Here is a 19,207-nt window from a genome sequence, read left to right as displayed (position 1 = left end):
AGTCGAGAACCACCGAAGCGCGGCAACGCTCAAAGCATGCCTCCGGCGGGGGCGCTCAGGCTCCGAGATGGCAGGGGCGCCGTCCGCGAGTGCCGGCCGGAGTAGTGGCGTGCGCGGGTAGCTCCCATCCCATCTGCCATCGACCCAGAGCCGAGCAGACGCGGCCCCTGGCGTCCAGGTCGTTCGTACAGTGGCGCGCTCCACCTGGACGCCAGGAACCACGCCCGCTCCACGGTGTGTGGGTCGACGGCAGACGGGATGGGAGCTGGGGTGAGTGGTGGGCAATGAGGGGGTGGGCGGGTAACCGGTCTGATCACAGCGCCACAAAGATCAGCCGATACGCTCCCGGTCATGACGGCATCTCCGACGGGCTCCGAGGCAGTGCGCCCGACTGCACTGGGTGGCGTCTCCTTGGCCTCGCTGGGTGTCTTCCTCCTTACCTGGGCGCTTTGCTGGGTGAACGCGTACGTCGTTAATGACGACCTGCCGAACACCTGCGGCGACTTGCGTCGGCAGAGCTTTCCGCCGGAGGTGGCATGCGCGTCAGCGGACGGCACGCTCACGGGTGCGAACGCTGGCTGGGTCGAGGCCCTGTTCTTCGCCGCGCTCGTGGTGTTCGTGCTGCTCGCGAGCATGATGCTGGCGCTCGCGTCCGTCCGCAGGAAGTGACGCGTACGGCCCAGATCCCGTGCCCCAGCCGTGCCCGATCGAGCGGGGAACACCGGGGAGCGTCGGGCACTCACGGACAGCACGCAGCACGACGGCCCCTGACCGATTTTCCTGGTCAGGGGCCGTTCTCACTGCTAGCTGCGCGGAGGCGGTGGGATTTGAACCCACGGTGACATCGCTGCCACGACGGTTTTCAAGACCGTTCCCTTCGGCCGCTCGGGCACGCCTCCCCGCGCCGACCGTGATCGGCGGCGCGGGGACAAGGGTAACGGGTCGGTGCGCGCGGGTGGGGGTCAGTTGTCGCCGATGCGCGAGCCCAAGGTGACCTCCACCGTCTGCTGCTTGCCACCGCGCTCGTAGGTGATCCTGACCTTGTCGCCGGGCTTGTGGGTCCAGATCTCGCCGATCAGGGTGGGGCCGGAGTCGATCACCCGGTCGTCGAGCTTGGTGATGACGTCGCCGGGCTTGAGGCCCGCCTTGGCGGCCGGGCCGCCGGGCTCGACCGGTGCGGCGGCGCCGCCCGCGCCCTCCTTGGAGATCTGCGCGCCGCCCGAGGTGTCGTCCAGGGACACCGACGCGCCGATCTTCGCGTACACCGGCTTGCCGGTCTTGATCAGCTCCTGGGCGACGTACTCAGCCTGGTTGATCGGGATGGCGAAGCCCAGGCCGATCGAGCCGGACTGGCCGGTGCCGAAGCCGCCGTTGCCGGTGGACTGGATCGCGGAGTTGATGCCGATGACGTTGCCCTGCGCGTCCAGCAGCGGCCCGCCGGAGTTGCCCGGGTTGATCGAGGCGTCGGTCTGGAGGGCGCTCATGTACGACGCCTGGCTGCCGGTGCCGTCGCTGGAGGCGACCGGGCGGTTCTTGGCGCTGATGATGCCCGTCGTCACCGTGTCGGACAGGCCGAAGGGGGCGCCGATCGCGATGGTCGAGTCGCCGACGGCCACCTTGTCCGAGTCGCCGAGGGTGAGCGGCTTCAGGTCGCCGGGGGCCTCCTTGAGCTTGATGACCGCCACGTCGTAGCCCTGCGCGTGCCCGACCACCTCGGCGTCGTACTTCTTGCCGCTCGGGAACGTCGCGGTGAGCTTGCCGCCGTCCGCCGCACCGGCCACGACGTGGTTGTTGGTGACGATGTGGCCCTGCTTGTCGAAGACGAAGCCCGTGCCGGTGCCGCCCTCGCCGCTGGTGCTCTCGGCCTCGATCGTGACCGTGCTCGGCAGCGCCTTGGCGGCCACGCCCGCGACCGTGCCCGGGTCGCGCTTGACGTCACCGCCACTGGTGGAGGCGGAGACCGTCGTCGAGCCGCTGTTCTCGTCGTTGTTCTTCGCCAGCGTGTAGCCCAGACCGCCGCCCAGACCGCCCGCGGCCAGCGCGGCCACCAGGATCGCGGCGACCAGACCACCGCGGCCACGGCCGGACTTCGGCGCCGGCTGCTGGTACGAGGAACCCCAGCCGCCGCCGGACCCGGAACCGCCGTCGCCGTACGACGGGCCGCCCGGCGGCGGGGGCGGGGGCCAGGAGGGGTCGGGGGCGGAGGAGGAGACGCCGTGATGTGCGGCGTCACCAGGAGCGCCCTGACCATGGGCGGGCTGCCCCTGGGAGTCCTGCCCGTACGGTCCCGGTCCCTGAGGCGCCTGTCCCTGTGGGGCCGGAGCAGCGGGAGCGTCCACCGGCACGGGGGGTGCGGACGGGGCGGGGGGTACCGCGGTGCCCTCGTTCTCGGTGCTCACAGCTTCTCTCCTCGATCCACGGCTGTTTCCTGGGTCGCACTCGGTCACGCTTTTTCACGCTGGCGACGGTCCGGCGCGATACAGCTGTGCTTGTCCCTTTGTATGCCGTCAGCTTTTCCCACCGGCCGTCAGAGCACCATAAGCGGTGGCTGTGGGTCCGGGGCCATTCTTTATATAGGTCATTACCGACGAAAAGGATGCAATTCCAGTGCCTCCGTCCGGACCTGTGAATCCGTCGGGCCCGTCCGACCAGACGCGTACCCGCGCGCGGTGGCACCATGACGCGGTGACCCACGCACGCCGGCATGTGATTCGAGTCGTCGCCCACCGCGGGGCGTCCGAGGACGCCCCGGAACACACCCTGGCCGCGTACACCAAGGCGATCGAGGACGGCGCGGACGCCCTCGAATGCGATGTGCGCCTCACCGCCGACGGCCACCTGGTGTGCGTACACGACCGCCGGATCAACCGTACGTCCAACGGCCGCGGCGCGGTCTCCGCCCTGGAGCTCGCCGACCTCGCCGCCCTGGACTTCGGCTCCTGGAAGACAGGCGAGGCCTACAAGGGACGTGACGAGGACCCCGACTGGGAGCACCGCCCGGAGGACCACGGGGCGACGTCCGTCCTCACCCTGGAGCGGCTGCTCGAACTCGTCGCCGACGCCGGACGCCGGGTGGAACTGGCCATCGAGACCAAGCACCCCACGCGCTGGGCGGGCCAGGTCGAGGAGCGGCTGCTGGCCCTGCTGAAGCGGTTCGGCCTCGACGCCCCGGCCGCCGCCGAGGAGTCCCAGGTGCGGGTCATGAGCTTCTCGGCCCGCTCGCTGCACCGCGTGCGTACCGCCTCACCGACCCTGCCGACGGTCTACCTGACGCAGTTCGTCTCGCCCCGGCTGCGCGACGGACGCCTGCCCCCGGGCGTGCGGATCGCTGGCCCGTCCATCCGGATCGTGCGCAACCACCCCGTCTACGTGGAGCGTCTGAAGCGGGCCGGCCACCAGATCCACGTGTGGACCGTGAACGAGCCCGAGGACGTGGACATCTGTGTCGGCCTGGGCGTCGACGCCATCATCACCAACCGCCCGCGCGCGGTGCTCGACCAACTCGGCCGCTGAGACACGGTGAGGCCAGTGGTGACAGTGGTGCCGATGTGTGCCGGTGGAGCCGACGGCTGTGGCCGACCACACAAGTCCCACCAGACCCACGCACACCTCTTGACCCCACCCGTTGACGGGCGGGATCCTCGCGTCTCGGCCACATCGATGAAATCCAGCCACACGACTACAGGGAGTGCTCCGGCGCGTTCGATCCGTATTCGCTCGTGGTGAATGCGTCACAGGACGTGGATTGGCCGGTTTCCGGTACAGGCCAATGGGGCATCCACACCGTGGCGTGGGGCAAAGGAGGTCTCGGGGGTGGCGTTGGTGGTGGCACAGGAGGTGCCCACGTCGTCGAGCATGGCCGTACCCCATGGCCCTGCGGGCGTGGGGGAAGCAAGACACTGTATGCGCGCGCAGTTGCGCAGAGGTGGCGTAGCGGAATCGGTCATCGACGACGCCGTACTGATCCTTTCCGAACTCTTGAGCAACGCGTGCAAACACGGCAGGCCCCTGGGCGACGCACTCTCCGGCGACGGGAACGTCCGTGCCGCGTGGCGCGTGGACCCGTCCGGCCGGCTCATCGTCGAGGTCACGGACGGCGGCGGCCCGACCCGCCCCGCCCCGGCGACCCCGTCGGTCACGGCGCACGGCGGCCGCGGGCTGAACATCATCACCGCGCTGGCCGACGACTGGGGCGTCCGGGACGACATCCACGGCGAGGTCACCGTGTGGGTCGTCGTTCACGCCGACGTGTACGACCCGGACGCCGGCCACCGCCGCGACGACTTCGCGACACGCGTCACGGCCCCGGCGGTGTCCCAGATACCCGGGCTGGATTTCGCGGACGCCTTCGACGACATGGACTGACCCGGCGCCGACCCGCCCCGTTGGTCACGGGACTCGTGTTGTCCACAGGAGCCCGTCGCCCGAGGCGCGAACGGCTAGGCTCGCGACCGTACGAGACGAGCCGTAACCGGGAGACCCATCGATGGCCAAGAAGCGACCCCAGACGAAGGCCAAGCGCCCGCAGATCACGGACGGAGAGATCCCGGTCGTCGGCGCTCGTGAACCCTGCCCCTGCGGCAGCGGCCGCCGCTACAAGGCCTGTCACGGCCGGGCCGCGGCCCACGCCGCGACCGAGCTGGTGCACCGCCCCTTCGAGGGCCTGCCCGGCGAGTGCGACTGGGTGGCCCTGCGCGAGCTGGTCCCGGCGGCCACGGTCGGACTGACGCTCAAGGACGGCCTCCCCGAGGGCGTCCCGGCGGTCACGCTGGCCACGGTCCTGCCGATGGCCTGGCCCGCCCTGCGCCGTGACGACGGCTCGGTCATGCTCGGCCTCCAGAACGACACCTCGTCGGGCGACATCAGCCGCGACCTCGCCGACATCCTCCAGCGCGCCCTGGAAGCCGAGCCCGGCACACCCGTGCAGGGCCGCCGCGCCCCGGCCGACGGTCCTCGGCTCCAGGACCTGATCGACCCGGAGGGCGCCTTCGAGCCAGAAGTGCACAGCGGCTTCGAGTTCTGGGTGCCGGACCCGGAGAACGCCACGCCGGAGGTGACCGCCTCCCTGGAGCGGGCCAACGCCGCGGCCATCCCGACCGTCAAGCTCCAGGGCGTGGACGCCGCGTACTGGTGCGAGACGCCCGAGAAGAACCACTTGCGGTGGGTCATGCCCCATCCCGAGGAGCAGCTTCTGGATGCTCTCGCGCGGCTGCACGCCGCGGGCCGGTCGAGCCTGATCGAGGGCACCCGCCTGGTGGGCTCCTTCCGCGCTCACGGGCTCACCGTGCCGGTCTGGGACCTGCCGAGCGGGGTCACGGCCGAGGACGTGGAGAAGCCAGCGGCGGAGTTCGCCGAGCGCCTCGCCGCCGCCCTGGCCACGGACGCGCCGCTCACGGCGGACGAGCGCCGCGCGCGTGGCGGCCTCACCAACCGGCAGGTCACGCTCAGCTGACGGCTCGTCACAGGGTCCGGCCCGGCCGCTCGGCCGGCCGGCCGGACTCTCGCGCTCCGGACAGGTGACTCCCTTCACAACTCCCGGACGGTACAAGCCAGTCGGTGACTGGAAAGCGAGAGATCGAATTTGCGAACCGCCGATCTCTTGTTACCGTTCCCGTAGCCCGGTTGCTGGTGCATCCCCCGTCGCCAGCAACCGGGTCTTTCCATGCGCGCGCCGTTCACGGAACGCAGTGGCTCGTCAACTGCCTGATTTCATAGGCGAGTTGCTCCCCGAGCGCAGCAGCAGCGGCCCCTGGCCGGCCCGCCGGGCGAACTCCACGACCGCCGTGTACGCCGCCAGTTCCCCGCGCGCGGGCTCGCGGGGCGTCTCACACGTCCCCGGCTCGTCCTCGGCGCCCACCGCACAGGTGATGCGCACGGTCCGGGAGCCGGGCCCCATCAGGCTCAGTACGGCGTCCAGCGCCTCGCCGGTCGCATTCCGGTAGTAGGTCCGCGCCCAGGTGTCCGCGGCCTGCGTCACGACACAGGTCTGCGCCTCGATGCCGTCGGGGGAGGAGAGCCCCGGACCGCAGCGCGCGGCGGTCGACAGGCCCGGACCGACCGCGGGAAGACCGGCCACGGCGGAAGGCCCCTTGCCGTCGGCGGACGGCGGGGAGGGACGTACGGCGCCCCCTCCGGAACCGGACAGAGAACCGCCGCGTCCGCCGGTGCCGTCCGCCGAGCCTCCGGAACGTGCCCCGTCCCCCGCATCCGGGGACCCCACGGACGGCACCGCCAGCGGCAGTGCGACCGCGCACGCCGCCACGACGCCCGCGAGGGCGAGCAGTCGGACCTTTCGGGGGTCCCGGGGGCGTCCCCGGGAATGACGCGGCATGGCCCCGGAACATAACGCGCCGGGGCGTAACCCGGGCTCGGCGCGCCCGACAGCCCTAGAACTCGGGCGCGCTCACACCCGTACGAGTGAGGGCCTCGACCACGGCGTCCACCACGGCCTCCACATCGGGCACCCACGGCGAGGCCGAGCCGGGCAGCGGCGCCCGCTCCCAGCGGATCTCGCCCTGGCCCGTCTCGGAGGGCGGCAGCGCCAGGTAGCCGCCCTCGCCGTGGAAGCGGAGGGAGCCGGGCACGAAGTCCTTGGCGTAGAGCAGTTCGCCGAGCTGCTCCATGGAGTACGGCTTCACGAGGATCGCCCAGCGGGCGGGAGACGCGACGACCGGACCGAGCCGGATGCCCATGCTGTCGAGCGCGTCGAGGGCGCGGGCCGCCGGTACGGCGGGCAGGGAGACCGCGCAGGGCGCCTTGCCGCCGGTGGCCAGGACGATCGGCGCTGTGGGCCGGTTGCCCCACCACCAGCGCACCATGCGCCCGTCCGTGGTGGCCGCGAGCAGGCCGGGGTCGAAGGGGTGCGCGCCGGGAACCGTGCATTCGGGGTCCGGGCAGCCGCAGCGGTTCCGCCCCTCGGGGTCCGCCGCCACGCCCGGGAGTACGGGCCACTGCCATTCCGTCGCGTAGGTCAGGGCCGCGCCGATCAGCTCAGGCCTCCCGTCGCTGCGCTGGGACAGGAGCCTGCGTCGCCTTCCGAGGATCTCGCGCATGAGCGCTCGTTCCTTTCCGTTGCACGCCGGCAACACCGTGGTCCACATCACATCATGTGTCGATCACTTCACTGTGCGTACCTGCTGGCGCATCACACCCCTGCCGTGCGCAAGGGGAACCCCTATGGGTCGAGCATTGGCTGCCTCCGCGGCCGTCCCGCCCATACTGCGTCTGTCAAAAGCACGGGCGTGGCGTAGGGGTGGCGAAGTATGGCGTTTGCCGTCGCGCGTATTTCTCTCCGCCTCCGCCACGGGAGGATGGGGCACGGTCGTCAGTGGCTAAGACGCCCGGGTCCGTCACCAGGTTCCGGGTAGTTCGCAACCACCCCTGGCCTTCACCGAGTACGTACCCATCGCGACCGTTGTGACGCTCCGTCGAGCAAGCCCAGTCGACCGCAATAAGCCGTCCCTTGCGGCAGTTTTAAGCCAACTTTGCATTTCCGCAAGAGGAAGGAGACTTGTTCCCTCAATCCTCACAGACACCAGGAATCCCGGCAGGACAATGCTGGACATCTCCTCACGAGTGCGTGTACATGTGGAGACACTGCTAGCGGCGCAGAATGACATGGGGGTTTGCGATGCTTTTGAGCAGTACGCGCTGGTCGGAAAGCCGGACGCCATGAACGCCCCGCACCCTCCGAAAGTGGCTGGAATCGATTCAACGGTTCCGGCGCCCGCACACACTGTCGCGCCCGTCGCGGCGGGTGGTGCCTCCTCGTCCGTCCCGGCAAACCCCACGGCCCCGCCGGGCGCGGTACTCCAGGACCGTCTCGCCGGCTGGGTCTCCGACCTCACCACCCTCCATGAACTGACCGAGCGCCTGGCCCGCACGTCCGCGCTCGACGAGGCGCTGCAGGAACTGCTGCGGGCCGGCGCCGCCCTGGTGGGCGCCCGCCGCGGCCTCGTCGTCCTGGAACCCGGCGACGGCCTGGGCCCGGACACCACCATCGGCCTGGGCCTGGCCCGCGCCGACCTCGGCCACATCGAGACCGTTCCCCGCAGCGCCCTGTCCTACGGCCGGTTCCTCGACGGACCGCCCGGCGGCGAGGACGGCATCGCCGAGCCCGACCTGTTCGCCGAGGAGGGGCTCGACCCCCGCCACCGCGAGGTCGCGTCCCGCCTCGGCTACGCGGCCAGCTACGCCCTCCCTCTGACCACCGAGTCCGCCGGCCGCCTCGGGGCCGTCGTGTGGCTCTACGACGAACCCGCCGAACCGAACGAGCGGCAGCGCCACCTCGTCGGCCTGTACGCCCGCTACGCCGCCGAACACCTCGCCCGGCTCCTCGAACTGGAGCGCACGCGCGCGTCCATGGCGACCATGTCGGACGAGCTGCTGCCCGCGCGGCTGCCGCGGGTCGCCGGTGTCCAGCTCGCCGCCCGGCACCGCACCGGCCCACGCGGCGGCGGCGACTGGTACGACGCGCTGCCGCTGCCCGACGCCGCCCTCGGCCTCGCCGTCGGGTCCGTCACCGGGTCGGGCCCCAGCGCGGTCGCCGCGATGGGGCGGCTGCGGGCGTCCCTGCGGGCGTACGCCGTGATGGAGGGGGAGGACCCGGTCGCCGTCCTGTCCGACCTGGAGCTGCTGCTGCGGCTGACCGAGCCGGCCCGCTCGGCCACCGCCCTGTTCGGCTACTGCGAACCGGCCGCCCGCAAGATCACGCTGGCCGGTGCCGGGCACAGCCCGCCACTGCTGATCGGACAGCGCCGCACCGAGTTCGCGGAGACGTCGGTCTCCGCCCCGCTGGGCATGCTCGCCTGCTGGGAGGCGCCGAGCCTGGAGATCCTCGCCGAGCCCGGAGAGACGGTCCTGCTGTACACCGACGGGCTGCTGCACCGCACCGGCGAGACCACCGATCGCGCCTTCGCCCGGCTGCACGCGGCGGCGGCCGGAGCGCCCCGGGCACTGCGGCGCGACCCCGGCGCCATCGCCGACCACGTCCTGCGGAGCGTGCTGCCGGACGGACTGGACGCGGCGGACGGTGCGGAGGACGTCGTCCTGCTGGCGGCGCGGTTCGAGTAACGCTCCTCGTCATCGCCCTGAGACCGCTTCCGCGCCGCCGTAGAGTGGAGGGCGGTCCAGTGCCGTATCGAGGAGGATGACCGTGGCGGAGGAGCTCACCCCGGCAGTGCCTGATGCTGCTGACGCAGCAGGCCCGGACGAGAGTGAAGAGCCCATCAAGCAGCGGAAGAACGGACTGTACCCCGGCGTGTCCGACGAGCTTGCCGAGAACATGAAGAGCGGCTGGGCCGACACCGAGCTGCGTGACCTCCAGCCCGTCCCCCAGGCCGCCGAGACCGCCGCCCGCCGGGCCGCGCTGTCCGCGCGCTTCCCGGGCGAGCGGCTGGTGATCCCCGCGGGCAACCTGAAGACCCGCTCGAACGACACCGAGTACGCCTTCCGCGCCTCCGTCGAGTACGCCTACCTCACCGGAAACCAGACCGAGGACGGCGTCCTGGTCCTGGAGCCCAAGGGCGAGGGCCACGAGGCGACGATCTATCTCCTGCCGCGTTCGAACCGGGAGAACGGCGAGTTCTGGCTGGACGGCCAGGGCGAGCTGTGGGTCGGCCGCCGCCACTCCCTCACCGAGGCGGAGAAGCTGTACGGCATCCCCGCCTCCGACGTGCGCGAGCTCGCCGGGGCGCTGCGCGAGGCCACCGGTCCGGTGCGGGTCGTGCGCGGGTACGACGCCGGCATCGAGGCCGCGCTGACCGACAAGGTCACCGCCGAGCGCGACGAGGAGCTGCGGGTCCTCCTCTCCGAGGCGCGGCTGGTCAAGGACGAGTTCGAGATCGGCGAGCTGCAGAAGGCCGTCGACTCGACCGTCCGCGGTTTCGAGGACGTGGTGAAGGTCCTCGACAAGGCCGAGGCGACCTCCGAGCGGTACATCGAGGGCACGTTCTTCCTCCGCGCGCGGGTGGAGGGCAACGACGTCGGCTACGGCACGATCGCCGCGGCCGGGCCGCACGCCTGCACGCTGCACTGGGTGCGGAACGACGGGCCCGTGCGGTCGGGTGATCTGCTGCTGCTCGACGCGGGTGTGGAGACGCACACGTACTACACCGCCGACGTCACGCGCACGCTGCCGGTCAACGGCCGGTTCAGCGAGATCCAGCGGAAGATCTACGACGCCGTGTACGAGGCCCAGGAGGCCGGGATCGCGGCGGTGCAGCCCGGGGCGAAGTACCGGGACTTCCACGATGCGGCGCAGCGGGTGCTGGCCGAGAAGCTGGTCGAGTGGGGGTTGGCCGAGGGGCCGGTGGAGCGGGTGCTGGAGCTGGGGCTTCAGCGCCGGTGGACGTTGCACGGGACCGGGCACATGCTCGGGATGGACGTGCACGACTGCGCTGCCGCGCGGACCGAGACGTATGTCGACGGTGTGCTGGAGCCGGGGATGTGCCTGACCGTCGAGCCGGGGCTGTACTTCCAGGCCGATGACCTGACGGTGCCGGAGGAGTACCGGGGTATCGGTGTGCGGATCGAGGACGACATCCTCGTGACGGAGGACGGCAACCGGAATCTGAGTGCGGCATTGCCTCGTCGGGCGGACGAGGTCGAGGCGTGGATGGCCTCCGTCAAGGGCTGAGTGTCGTGTCCAGGAACAGCGCCCCCGCAAGGAGAGGGGCGCTGCCTCGGGGGCTCCAGGCACGGCTGACGAGGTCGGTGTCCAAGGCTCGCAGGGCTACGGCACCCGGCTCCGTCGCCGTGCCGCCCGCCTCCAGTACACCGCGCGCCCCCGCCTGGACCTGACGTAGGCCCATCGGGCCCGCCATGTACAGCAACTCCGTGTCCTGGAGCGTCGACATCACCGTGAGCAGGGCGTCCAGACGGGCCTGAGGCTCGGGGGCGCCCTTGGTACGAGCGGCAGTGAGTGCGTCCAAGGCCCGCCGTACGTGCGGGAATCCGGCCCTGGCCTCCCCGCGGGCGCCGGCCGCGCCGTACTTGGCCGAGACCGTGGAGCCGCGTGAGGGGCGGCGCGGGGCACGGCGGTCCGGGTGGGCGGCGATGTGCTTGGCCAGGGTCGTCGTCTCGGCCGGGGCGGCGCCCGGTTTCAGCGCCGCAGCCGCGACCAGCAGGCCGAGCGTCCACAGGGCGCCTCGGTGACCGCCGCCCGCGAGGCCCACCGTGTGTTCCGTCGAGCGGCCGATGGCGCCCAGTTCCGCACGGAGCCGGGGGCTGGGTTCACCCGTTCGGCGGGCCGCGGCGGCCATGGCCGTGAGGCCGGGGAGCAGTGCCCTGGCCGACCAGCGCAGGGCGCGGTGGTCCCGGCGGGTGGCCCGGGCCGTCAGGTCGCGCGGGTCGGGCAGGCCCGGCTTGGGTGCCAGGGCCAGCTGGCCGACCAGGGCGTCGACGGCCGCGTGCGCGAGTGCCTGGTCCTCATGGCTGTTCATCGCCGTACCTCAGGAAGTGGAGGACGACGGAGCGGGCGCGCCGCTCGGGAGTGTGCCGCCTCCGCCGCCGCTGCCCGCGCCGGTGTTCTCCGCGTCCGGGTCGATGCCCAGGGTGAGGAAGCCCTTGTAGCCCTTGGACGGGTCGTTCTTGTGTACCGGTTCGAGCGTGAGCAGGCCGCCGGCCGCGCCGCCGCCGTCGTAGACCATGTCGTCGTCGAGCTTGGTGTAGCTGCCGGTGTGCTTGCTGTACGGCTCCAGGGCGAAGACGGACTCGGCGATCTCGTCGGCGAAGAACAGCTGGCCGGTGAAGTTGACCTTGCCGCCCTCGTAGGTGCCGTCCTCCTTCTGGCCGCCGGTGTGGACCTTGAGGTGGATGTGGCAGGTGCGCGGGGTGTACCAGCCGGGGATGATCGTCTCGAACTTGACGACCCCGTTGGCGTTGGCGATCTGGTAGCCGCGCAGGTACGTGTCGTCGTCGGCGGTGGAGCCGTCCCCGCTCTCGGCGGGGGCCGCGCCGCCGGGGTTGGCGGTGGTGTAGCCGGAGTAGTAGCCCCAGGCGTCGCAGTGCCAGATCTCGACGGCCGCGCCGGGGACCGGGGTGCAGCCGTCGGTGGCGTCGACGACGGTGAGGCGCAGCGTGAGCGGGACGCCGCTCTTGCCCTCGGTGATGTTCTTGCGGACCAGCGCGCCGTCCAGGTAGTACGGCCCCTCGGTGACGCTCGACATCAGCTGCATGCAGGTGCCGGTACTCGTTGAGGACGTGGCCGTGGCCGTGGCCGTGGCCGTCGTGGTGGCCGAGGCCGAGGTGTCGGCGAAGGCCGACTGGTAGCCGGCTGCGGCCAGGCCGCCCGCGGCGACCGTGCCGCCCGCGACCGCGAGCGCGCGGCGGCGGGTGATCGAGGTGTTCTTGTGGTTTCCCGTCATGGAACGGAACCTAGGGATGCCACCCGTCAGGTGCGTGAGGCCGGGCTGAGAGCCGGCTGTGAATAGACCGGCAACATCCGGCCAGCGGCCAAAAAACCGCAGGTCAACGGTAGTTGGCGTGTGAGATCATGGCCGACCTTGCCGGTCCGACTCGGGGAACAGGCGCGATCACCATGAAGAACGTCCAGACGGCGCTGACCATGCAGGACGCCATCCTCACCCTGCAGAAGTACTGGAGCGACAACGGCTGCATGATCACGCAGCCGTTGAACACCGAGGTCGGAGCGGGTACGGCCAACCCGGCCACGGCGCTGCGGGTGCTCGGTCCCGAGCCGTGGAGCGTCGCCTACGTGGAGCCGAGCGTGCGGCCGGACGACTCGCGCTACGGCGAGAACCCCAACCGGCTCCAGACCCACACCCAGTTCCAGGTCATCCTCAAGCCCGACCCGGGCAACCCGCAGGAGCTGTACCTGGGCAGCCTGAAAGCGCTCGGTGTCGACCTGGGCGCGCACGACGTGCGGTTCGTCGAGGACAACTGGGCCTCACCCGCGCTCGGTGCCTGGGGGCTGGGCTGGGAGGTCTGGCTGGACGGCATGGAGATCACCCAGTTCACCTACTTCCAGCAGGTCGGCGGTGTCGCCCTGGACCCGGTGTCGGTGGAGATCACGTACGGCCTCGAACGCATCCTGATGAACCTTCAGGGCGTGGCCCACTTCAAGGACATCGTCTATGCGCCGGGCATCACGTACGGCGAGGTGTTCGGGCAGAACGAGTACGAGATGAGCCGCTACTACCTCGACGACGCCGACCTCGACACCAACCACCGGCTCTTCGAGGCGTACGCGGCCGAGGCCCGGCGCCTGCTCGACCTGGAGCTGCCGGTCCCGGCGTACACGTACGTGCTCAAGTGCAGCCACACCTTCAACGTGCTCGACGCGCGCGGCGCGATCAGCACCACCGAGCGGGCCAAGGCGTTCGCTCTGATGCGCGGCCTGACGCACGAGTCGGCCAAGCTGTGGGAGCGGCGGCGGGCCTCGCTGGAGCATCCGCTCGGGGTGGCGGCCGCTCCGGCCCCGGCCCAGCGGGCCGCGCTGCCCAAGGTGCCCGACGTCGAGACGCTGCTGTTCGAGATCGGCGTGGAGGAACTGCCGTACGCCGACGTTCCCGCCACCACCGAGGCGGTGCTCGAGTCGGTCACCGCCAAGCTGGCCGCGACCCGGCTGGGGCACGGCGCGATCAACGTGATGGCCACGCCGCGCCGGATCGTGATCACGGTCGACGGTGTGCAGCCGCGCGAGCGGGACACCATGCGGACCGTGCGCGGCCCCAAGGTCACCGCCGCCTTCAAGGACGGCGCCCCCACCGCCGCGCTCCTGGGCTTCGCCCGCAGCCAGGGCGCCGAACCGACGGACGTGCGGATCGTCGACGTCAAGGGTGTCGAGTACGTGGCGGTCACCCGGCACGAGGAGGGGCGTCCGGCCGTCGAGGTGCTCAGCGATCTACTGGCCGAGGTCGTGTCCGGGCTGCGCGCCGGCCGCAACATGCGGTGGAGCGACCCGGGTCTGTCGTTCTCACGGCCCGTGCGCTGGCTGCTCGCGCTGCTGGGCCGTACTCCCCTGCCCGTGGTGGTCTCCTCGCTCGCCGCGAGCGACACGACGCGGGTGCAGCGCCAGGCTCCCTACCCGGTCGTCCGCGTGACCTCGGCCGAGGGCTACCCGCACTTCCTGCACATGCACGGCATCCTGCTCGACCGGGACGCCCGGCGCGGCGCGGTGGTCCGCGGTGCCCTGGAGGCGGCTGCCGAGGTGGGCGGGCGGATCGACGTGGAGGGCCAGGCCGATCTGATCGACGAGATCACCGACATCCTGGAGTTCCCGTACGCCGTGCGGGGGTCGTTCGACGAGCGCTATCTGGAGCTGCCCGCGAGCGTCCTGACCACCGTGATGCGCAAGCACCAGCGCTATCTGCCGGTGCTGGACGGCGAGCGGCTGATGCCGCACTTCGTCACCTTCGCCAACGCCCTGTGTGACGACGACGTGGTGCGAGCGGGCAACGAGGCGGTGCTGCGGGCTCGTTACGAGGACGCCGCGTTCTTCTGGCGGGCGGATCTGAAGGTGGCACCGGAGGAGTTCCGGCGGCGGCTGGACAAGCTGACCTTCGAGGACCGGCTGGGTACGGTCGCCGACCGTGCCGACCGGCTCGCCTCCCTCGCCCTCGACCTGGCCGGACGCGCCGGGCTCACCGTGGAGGCGGTGAACGTCGTCCGGCGCGCCGGTGCGCTGGCGAAGTTCGACCTGGCATCCCAGATGGTGATCGAGTTCTCCGGACTGGCCGGGGTGATGGCCGAGGAGTACGCCCGCCGGGCCGGCGAGTCCGCCGAGGTCGCCCGGGCCCTGGCCGAGATGGAACTGCCGCGCTCCGCCGGCGGCGCCCTGCCGGCCGGGGACGCGGGTGCCGTGCTGTCGCTCGCCGACCGGTTCGACCTGGTGACGGGCATGTTCGTGATCGGGGCCGCGCCGACCGGAAGTTCCGATCCGTACGGGGTGCGCCGGGCCGCGATCGGGCTGCTCAACGTGGTGCGGAGTCTGCCTGCCGTGGCCGGGGTACGGGTGAGCGAAGGGTTGCGCGCGGCGGCCGTACGGTACGCCGCGCAGGGCGTCGAGGTGCCCGCCGAGCGGGTCGCCGAGGCCGCCGAGCTGATCACCCGGCGCTACGAGCAGCAGCTCACGGACGCCGGGCACGAGCATCGGCTCGTGCAGGCCGTCCTGGTGTGGGCCGACCGGCCCTCCCACGGTGACCGCACCCTGGCCACGCTGGAGCGGCACATCGGCACGGAGGCCTTCGAGGCACTCGCTGCCGCGTTCCAGCGGGTGGTGCGCATCCTTCCCGAGGGCGGCGTCGAGGCGGCGGATCTGTCCCTGCTGACCGCGCCCGCCGAACTGCGTCTCACCGAGACCGCCGAGACCGTACGCCAGGCCCTGCACGGCCGCGAGGACGACCTCGGCGCACTCATCGAGGTCTCCGCCCCTCTGGTCGACGCGATCAGCGCCTTCTTCGAAGAGGTGCTGGTGATGGACCCCGACCCCGCGGTCCGCACGGCCCGGCTGGCGCTGCTCACCCAGGTGGCGGGGCTGGCGCGCACGACGCTGGACTGGGGCGCGCTGTAGGGGCCGGACGTTTCACGTGAAACACCGTCTCCGAGGCGATCGAGCGTCGGCAGGGGTCAGACCGCCATCAGTGGCGCGGCGTCCTCGCGCCACTTGAGGACCTTGTCGAAGCTCACCACGGCTCCGCCCCGGCCCGGCTTGTTGCCGATGTGGACATGGTCGGCGAGCTGCTCGATGAGGCACAGCCCTCTGCCGTTCTCCGCGTCGGAGTGCGCGGGCCGGATCGGCGGGCGGGACCGGCCGGCGGAGGCCGCGGGGAACCCCGGGCCCGCGTCGGCGACCTCGATCCGGCACTTCTCGCCGTCGAGGTACGCCGTGACCCGGTACGCCTCCGAACCGGGGCCACCGCGAGCCGTGTCCCCGCCGTGCTCCACGGCGTTCGCGCAGGCCTCGCTGAGGGCGACGGAGAGGTCGTAGGAGATATCGGGATCGACGCCCGCGGTCTCCATCGTGCCGATCAGAAGGCGCCTGGCGAGCGGCACGCTCGCAGCTTCGCGCCGCAGATGGAGTGACCACCAGATGCTCATGCTCCAGCCTCCTGGCCGCGGCTCGACATACCGTTACGTATTGCCCTGAGTCCCCGCATGTAAGCGTGAAGTTGACGTGATGCCGCCCATACGGCGGATGCGCCCCTATCCCTGATCGGTGTATGTGGGGGGCGGGCAGGGCCAGAGAGTGACGTTCCGGTCGTACGGCACCTTGCGGACCTGCCACACGAACCCTGGGTGGCCAGTGCGATGATGAGCCCGCCATGACTGCCCCCCACGCGTGCGCGACGCGCTCCGGACCCACGCTCCGGATCCTGCGGGCCGCGGTGTTCGCCGCGGTCTGTGTCGTGCTGGCCGGGGCAGGTCACGCGCTCGCCTCCTGTGACGGCATTCCGCTGTGGACGCTGGGCGCCGGGTTCCTCGGGGTGGTCGCGGTGGCGGCACCGTTCGCCGGGCGCGTGCGCTCGCTGCCGGGGATCACAGCGCTGCTCGCGGCCGGTCAGACGGTGTTGCACACGCTGTTCGGACTCGGTCAGCACGGTACGGCCGCCGCCACATCGTCGGTGCCGGCGGGCGCGAGCGATGCCGCGCTGATCCAGCAGGCCGCGCGGCTCGTGTGCGGCACGACGGCGGCGGCGATCAGCCCGGCACAGGCCCACAAGATCCTCACCGATGCCCGGATCCAGCCGGCCACGGGGGCGCACACGCATCTGCCGGCGGACGCCGGGGCATCGGCCTCGTTGTGGCCGTCCCTGCCGATGCTGCTCGGCCACGTTCTCGCGGCGATCGCCGCCGGCTGGCTGCTGCGCCACGGTGACCTGGCTCTGCTGCGGCTCACAGAACTGTCGGCGCAGGGTGTCGCGGAAGGGGCGCTCGTGCGCTCCCTGCGGGCCGCGCTCGCGCTGGTGCGCGCCCTGCGCGCCGGGCTGCCGGGAGCGCCGGAGGCATGTCCGCGCCCCGTGCACACCATGCGACCCGCGCCTGCGATGCCGCGCATGACCGCACTCCAGCACACGGTGATCCGCCGTGGCCCGCCGGCGACCACGGCTCGCGCATCCGCACTCGCCCTCGCCATCTGACGCGACGCGACCACCACTTCACCTTTTCGTACGATCCGGATGATTCGGACGACTTGGAGGGTGGGTTGCCGTCGTGCGGCAGGCGCGCGTGCGCGTATCCCTCTTCCACATTTCGACCCGACTCACAGCGGAGTGCTCCTTCCATGAAGGCTTCCCGTATCGCCGCGGCCGGTGCCGCCGCCGGTATCACCGTTCTCGCCCTGTCCGTCCCCGCCTTCGCGCACGTCAGCGTGCAGCCCGAGGGCGCCGCCGCCAAGGGCGGCTACGCGGTCGTCGACTTCAAGGTCCCCAACGAGCGGGACAACGCCTCGACCACCAAGCTCGAGGTCAACTTCCCCACCGACCACCCGCTGGCCTCGGTGATGCCGGAGCCGATGCCCGGCTGGAAGATCGACGTCACCACGTCCGAGCTGGACAAGCCGCTGGAGATGCACGGCGAGAAGATCTCCAAGGTTGTCACCAAGGTCACCTGGACCGCCGACGGCAAGGGCATCCAGCCCGGCTACTTCGAGAAGTTCCCGCTCTCGATCGGTCAACTGCCCGAGGACACCGACCAGCTGGTCTTCAAGGCCCTCCAGACGTACTCCAACAAGGAGATCGTCCGCTGGATCGAGGTGCCGCAGGAGGGCCAGGAGGAGCCCGACAACCCGGCCCCGGTGCTGGAGCTGTCCGCCGCGTCCGAGGACGGGCACCACGCCGCCTCGGGCGACGCCTCCGACGCCAAGTCGGCCGAGAAGGCCTCCGCCGACACCGCCGCCGACACCTCCTCCTCCGACAGCACCGACACCACCGCCCGCGTCCTGGGCGTCGTCGGGATCGTGGTCGGCGCGGCGGGCGTCGCCTACGGCGTGCTGGCCGGGCGTCGGCGCACCAACGCCTGAGGCCGCTTCCGTTGCACGGCGCGCGCCGGGTTCACGCCCCCGGGCGGGGCACCCCCGGTGCGCGCCGGATCACCGACATCTGGGACATTTTCGTATGCGCACCAAGACCTTCGCCGCGGCCGCTCTGTTCGCCGCGGCCTCCCTGACCCTGACCGCGTGCGGCAGCGGCAACGACAGCGACAAGCCCGTCGCCGTGGTGTCGGAGCAGGCCGGTACAGACAAGGCCGCCACCGTCCTCGACAAGCCGTTCGAGAAGCCGGACCTGGTCCTCACCGACACGCAGGGCAAGAAGTACGACCTCCGCAAGGAGACCGAGGGCAAGCCCACGCTGATCTACTTCGGCTACACCCACTGCCCCGACGTGTGCCCGTCGACCATGAGCAACATCGCGGTGGCCAAGAAGCAGCTGCCCAAGGCCGAGCAGGACGAGCTGCGCGTCGTGTTCGTCACCACCGACCCGGGCCGCGACAAGCCGGCCGAGCTCGGCAAGTGGCTCAAGGGCATCGACCCCCAGTTCATCGGCCTCACCGGCGACTTCCCGACCATCCAGGCCGGCGCCCGCACCCTCGGCATCTCCATCGATCCGCCGCGGAAGGACAAGAACGGCAAGATCATCTCCGAGCACGGCACCCAGGTCATCGCCTTCTCGCCGAAGACCGACGGCGGCTATGTGCTCTACGGCGAGGAGGCCACCGTCGGCGACTACACCAAGGACCTCCCCAAGATCGCCAAGGGGGAGAACCCGTGAGGCCGCGACTCGGCCCGACGGCCCTCGTCATAGCCGGGGCCGTGGCCCTGGCGGGCTGCGGCGACTCGGAACCCGGGGACTCCGGTTCCGGGAGCGGCAAGGCGGAACTCTCCGTGGGCTCCGCGTACATGCCGCAGCCCGTCTCCGACGAGATGGCGGCCGGCTTCTTCACCGTCACCAACAAGGGCGGTGCCGCCGATGAGCTGACCTCGGTCACCAGCGACGTCGCCGGGCAGGTCACCGTGCACGAGACCGTCGGCGCGGCCATGCAGGAGGTCAAGAGCCTGAAGGTCCCCGCCCACGGCGAACTCGTGCTGAAGACCGGCGGCAACCACCTGATGTTCGAGCAGCTGAAGCGGAAGCCGAAGGAAGGTCAGACGGTCTCCGTCGAGCTTCACTTCGCCCACTCCGGCCCGGTCAAGGTCGAGATGCCGGTGAAGTCGGCGACCTACCAGCCGAAGACCGGACACTGAGGGAGG

General features: G+C 71.3%; 17 protein-coding genes and 1 tRNA gene. 11 read left to right on the top strand and 7 right to left on the bottom strand.

Going from position 1 to position 19,207, the window contains the following annotated elements; genetic code table 11:
• The first annotated feature begins 351 nt into the window (after positions 1–351).
• Positions 352–669, top strand: a complete 318-nt coding sequence (locus tag ACZ6TU_RS29950) for a hypothetical protein (protein WP_469552134.1) — start codon at positions 352–354, stop codon at positions 667–669.
• Positions 670–812: 143 nt separating this feature from the next.
• On the opposite strand, the gene ACZ6TU_RS29945 is transcribed toward ACZ6TU_RS29950, so the two are convergent.
• Positions 813–899, bottom strand: a tRNA-Ser gene (locus ACZ6TU_RS29945).
• Between the two features lie 63 nt (positions 900–962).
• Entirely contained in the window at positions 963–2,399 is a 1,437-nt protein-coding gene (locus ACZ6TU_RS29940; protein ID WP_467677971.1) for a S1C family serine protease, read from the bottom strand.
• Positions 2,400–2,685: 286 nt separating this feature from the next.
• On the opposite strand from ACZ6TU_RS29940, the gene ACZ6TU_RS29935 reads away from it, so the two are divergent.
• The 3 genes from ACZ6TU_RS29935 (at position 2,686) to ACZ6TU_RS29925 (ending at position 5,452) form a co-directional block, all read left to right on the top strand.
• Entirely contained in the window at positions 2,686–3,513 is an 828-nt protein-coding gene (locus ACZ6TU_RS29935; RefSeq protein WP_469552132.1) for a glycerophosphodiester phosphodiesterase, read from the top strand.
• Between the two features lie 213 nt (positions 3,514–3,726).
• On the top strand, positions 3,727–4,365 hold the full coding sequence (locus ACZ6TU_RS29930) for an ATP-binding protein (RefSeq protein ID WP_467677975.1): 639 nt from the start codon (positions 3,727–3,729) through the stop codon (positions 4,363–4,365).
• Between the two features lie 121 nt (positions 4,366–4,486).
• Entirely contained in the window at positions 4,487–5,452 is a 966-nt protein-coding gene (locus tag ACZ6TU_RS29925; RefSeq protein WP_467677977.1) for a DUF5926 family protein, read from the top strand.
• 243 nt (positions 5,453–5,695) lie between these two features.
• Here the strand turns inward: ACZ6TU_RS29925 and ACZ6TU_RS29920 are convergent, their stop codons facing one another.
• The gene (locus tag ACZ6TU_RS29920) at positions 5,696–6,331 is read right to left on the bottom strand and encodes a hypothetical protein (RefSeq protein ID WP_469552130.1); all 636 of its coding nucleotides are present in this window, start codon (positions 6,329–6,331) and stop codon (positions 5,696–5,698) included.
• A gap of 55 nt (positions 6,332–6,386) precedes the next feature.
• Complete coding sequence (locus ACZ6TU_RS29915) at positions 6,387–7,052, bottom strand: bifunctional DNA primase/polymerase (protein ID WP_467677980.1); 666 nt, start codon at positions 7,050–7,052, stop codon at positions 6,387–6,389.
• 502 nt (positions 7,053–7,554) lie between these two features.
• On the opposite strand from ACZ6TU_RS29915, the gene ACZ6TU_RS29910 reads away from it, so the two are divergent.
• Together ACZ6TU_RS29910 and ACZ6TU_RS29905 are read left to right on the top strand one after the other, a co-directional pair.
• Positions 7,555–9,072, top strand: coding sequence for a PP2C family protein-serine/threonine phosphatase (locus ACZ6TU_RS29910; protein ID WP_467677982.1), 1,518 nt, complete (start codon positions 7,555–7,557; stop codon positions 9,070–9,072).
• Between the two features lie 76 nt (positions 9,073–9,148).
• On the top strand, positions 9,149–10,636 hold the full coding sequence (locus ACZ6TU_RS29905) for an aminopeptidase P family protein (RefSeq protein WP_469552127.1): 1,488 nt from the start codon (positions 9,149–9,151) through the stop codon (positions 10,634–10,636).
• Here the strand turns inward: ACZ6TU_RS29905 and ACZ6TU_RS29900 are convergent.
• Complete coding sequence (locus ACZ6TU_RS29900) at positions 10,626–11,441, bottom strand: triphosphoribosyl-dephospho-CoA synthase (protein WP_467677986.1); 816 nt, start codon at positions 11,439–11,441, stop codon at positions 10,626–10,628. The genes ACZ6TU_RS29905 and ACZ6TU_RS29900 overlap by 11 nt on opposite strands.
• 9 nt (positions 11,442–11,450) lie before the next feature.
• Positions 11,451–12,365, bottom strand: a complete 915-nt coding sequence (locus ACZ6TU_RS29895) for an intradiol ring-cleavage dioxygenase (protein WP_469552125.1) — start codon at positions 12,363–12,365, stop codon at positions 11,451–11,453.
• Between the two features lie 173 nt (positions 12,366–12,538).
• On the opposite strand from ACZ6TU_RS29895, the gene ACZ6TU_RS29890 reads away from it, so the two are divergent.
• Positions 12,539–15,532 (top strand): glycine--tRNA ligase, encoded by a 2,994-nt coding sequence (locus ACZ6TU_RS29890; RefSeq protein WP_469552124.1) that lies wholly within the window; start codon positions 12,539–12,541, stop codon positions 15,530–15,532.
• Positions 15,533–15,588: 56 nt separating this feature from the next.
• On the opposite strand, the gene ACZ6TU_RS29885 is transcribed toward ACZ6TU_RS29890, so the two are convergent.
• Positions 15,589–16,059 (bottom strand): ATP-binding protein, encoded by a 471-nt coding sequence (locus ACZ6TU_RS29885; RefSeq protein WP_467677992.1) that lies wholly within the window; start codon positions 16,057–16,059, stop codon positions 15,589–15,591.
• Between the two features lie 224 nt (positions 16,060–16,283).
• On the opposite strand from ACZ6TU_RS29885, the gene ACZ6TU_RS29880 reads away from it, so the two are divergent.
• The 4 genes from ACZ6TU_RS29880 to ACZ6TU_RS29865 all read left to right on the top strand — a co-directional run bounded on the left by ACZ6TU_RS29880 (position 16,284) and on the right by ACZ6TU_RS29865 (position 19,201).
• Positions 16,284–17,099, top strand: a complete 816-nt coding sequence (locus ACZ6TU_RS29880; protein ID WP_467677994.1) for a hypothetical protein — start codon at positions 16,284–16,286, stop codon at positions 17,097–17,099.
• A 143-nt stretch (positions 17,100–17,242) separates the two neighbouring features.
• Positions 17,243–17,980, top strand: a complete 738-nt coding sequence (locus ACZ6TU_RS29875; protein WP_469552121.1) for a YcnI family copper-binding membrane protein — start codon at positions 17,243–17,245, stop codon at positions 17,978–17,980.
• Positions 17,981–18,074: 94 nt separating this feature from the next.
• Positions 18,075–18,728, top strand: coding sequence for an SCO family protein (locus tag ACZ6TU_RS29870; RefSeq protein ID WP_467677998.1), 654 nt, complete (start codon positions 18,075–18,077; stop codon positions 18,726–18,728).
• Positions 18,725–19,201 (top strand): copper chaperone PCu(A)C, encoded by a 477-nt coding sequence (locus tag ACZ6TU_RS29865; RefSeq protein ID WP_467678000.1) that lies wholly within the window; start codon positions 18,725–18,727, stop codon positions 19,199–19,201. Before ACZ6TU_RS29870 ends, ACZ6TU_RS29865 begins: the two co-directional genes overlap by 4 nt.
• Positions 19,202–19,207: the final 6 nt, after the last annotated feature.

This window comes from Streptomyces sp. NPDC052064, from assembly GCF_055585925.1.
This window is presented reverse-complemented; position numbering and strand designations above follow the sequence as displayed.

Bases quoted from the DNA above. Each gene is read 5' to 3' on its own strand.
- ACZ6TU_RS29910 (WP_467677982.1), top strand. From the start codon at position 7,555: ATGCTGGACATCTCCTCACGAGTGCGTGTACATGTGGAGACACTGCTA.
- ACZ6TU_RS29915 (WP_467677980.1), bottom strand. From the start codon at position 7,052: ATGCGCGAGATCCTCGGAAGGCGACGCAGGCTCCTGTCCCAGCGCAGC.
- ACZ6TU_RS29930 (WP_467677975.1), top strand. From the start codon at position 3,727: ATGCGTCACAGGACGTGGATTGGCCGGTTTCCGGTACAGGCCAATGGG.
- ACZ6TU_RS29880 (WP_467677994.1), top strand. From the start codon at position 16,284: ATGACTGCCCCCCACGCGTGCGCGACGCGCTCCGGACCCACGCTCCGG.
- ACZ6TU_RS29900 (WP_467677986.1), bottom strand. From the start codon at position 11,441: ATGAACAGCCATGAGGACCAGGCACTCGCGCACGCGGCCGTCGACGCC.
- ACZ6TU_RS29885 (WP_467677992.1), bottom strand. From the start codon at position 16,059: ATGAGCATCTGGTGGTCACTCCATCTGCGGCGCGAAGCTGCGAGCGTG.
- ACZ6TU_RS29875 (WP_469552121.1), top strand. From the start codon at position 17,243: ATGAAGGCTTCCCGTATCGCCGCGGCCGGTGCCGCCGCCGGTATCACC.
- ACZ6TU_RS29920 (WP_469552130.1), bottom strand. From the start codon at position 6,331: ATGCCGCGTCATTCCCGGGGACGCCCCCGGGACCCCCGAAAGGTCCGA.
- ACZ6TU_RS29870 (WP_467677998.1), top strand. From the start codon at position 18,075: ATGCGCACCAAGACCTTCGCCGCGGCCGCTCTGTTCGCCGCGGCCTCC.
- ACZ6TU_RS29895 (WP_469552125.1), bottom strand. From the start codon at position 12,365: ATGACGGGAAACCACAAGAACACCTCGATCACCCGCCGCCGCGCGCTC.
- ACZ6TU_RS29925 (WP_467677977.1), top strand. From the start codon at position 4,487: ATGGCCAAGAAGCGACCCCAGACGAAGGCCAAGCGCCCGCAGATCACG.
- ACZ6TU_RS29950 (WP_469552134.1), top strand. From the start codon at position 352: ATGACGGCATCTCCGACGGGCTCCGAGGCAGTGCGCCCGACTGCACTG.
- ACZ6TU_RS29890 (WP_469552124.1), top strand. From the start codon at position 12,539: ATGAAGAACGTCCAGACGGCGCTGACCATGCAGGACGCCATCCTCACC.
- ACZ6TU_RS29905 (WP_469552127.1), top strand. From the start codon at position 9,149: ATGACCGTGGCGGAGGAGCTCACCCCGGCAGTGCCTGATGCTGCTGAC.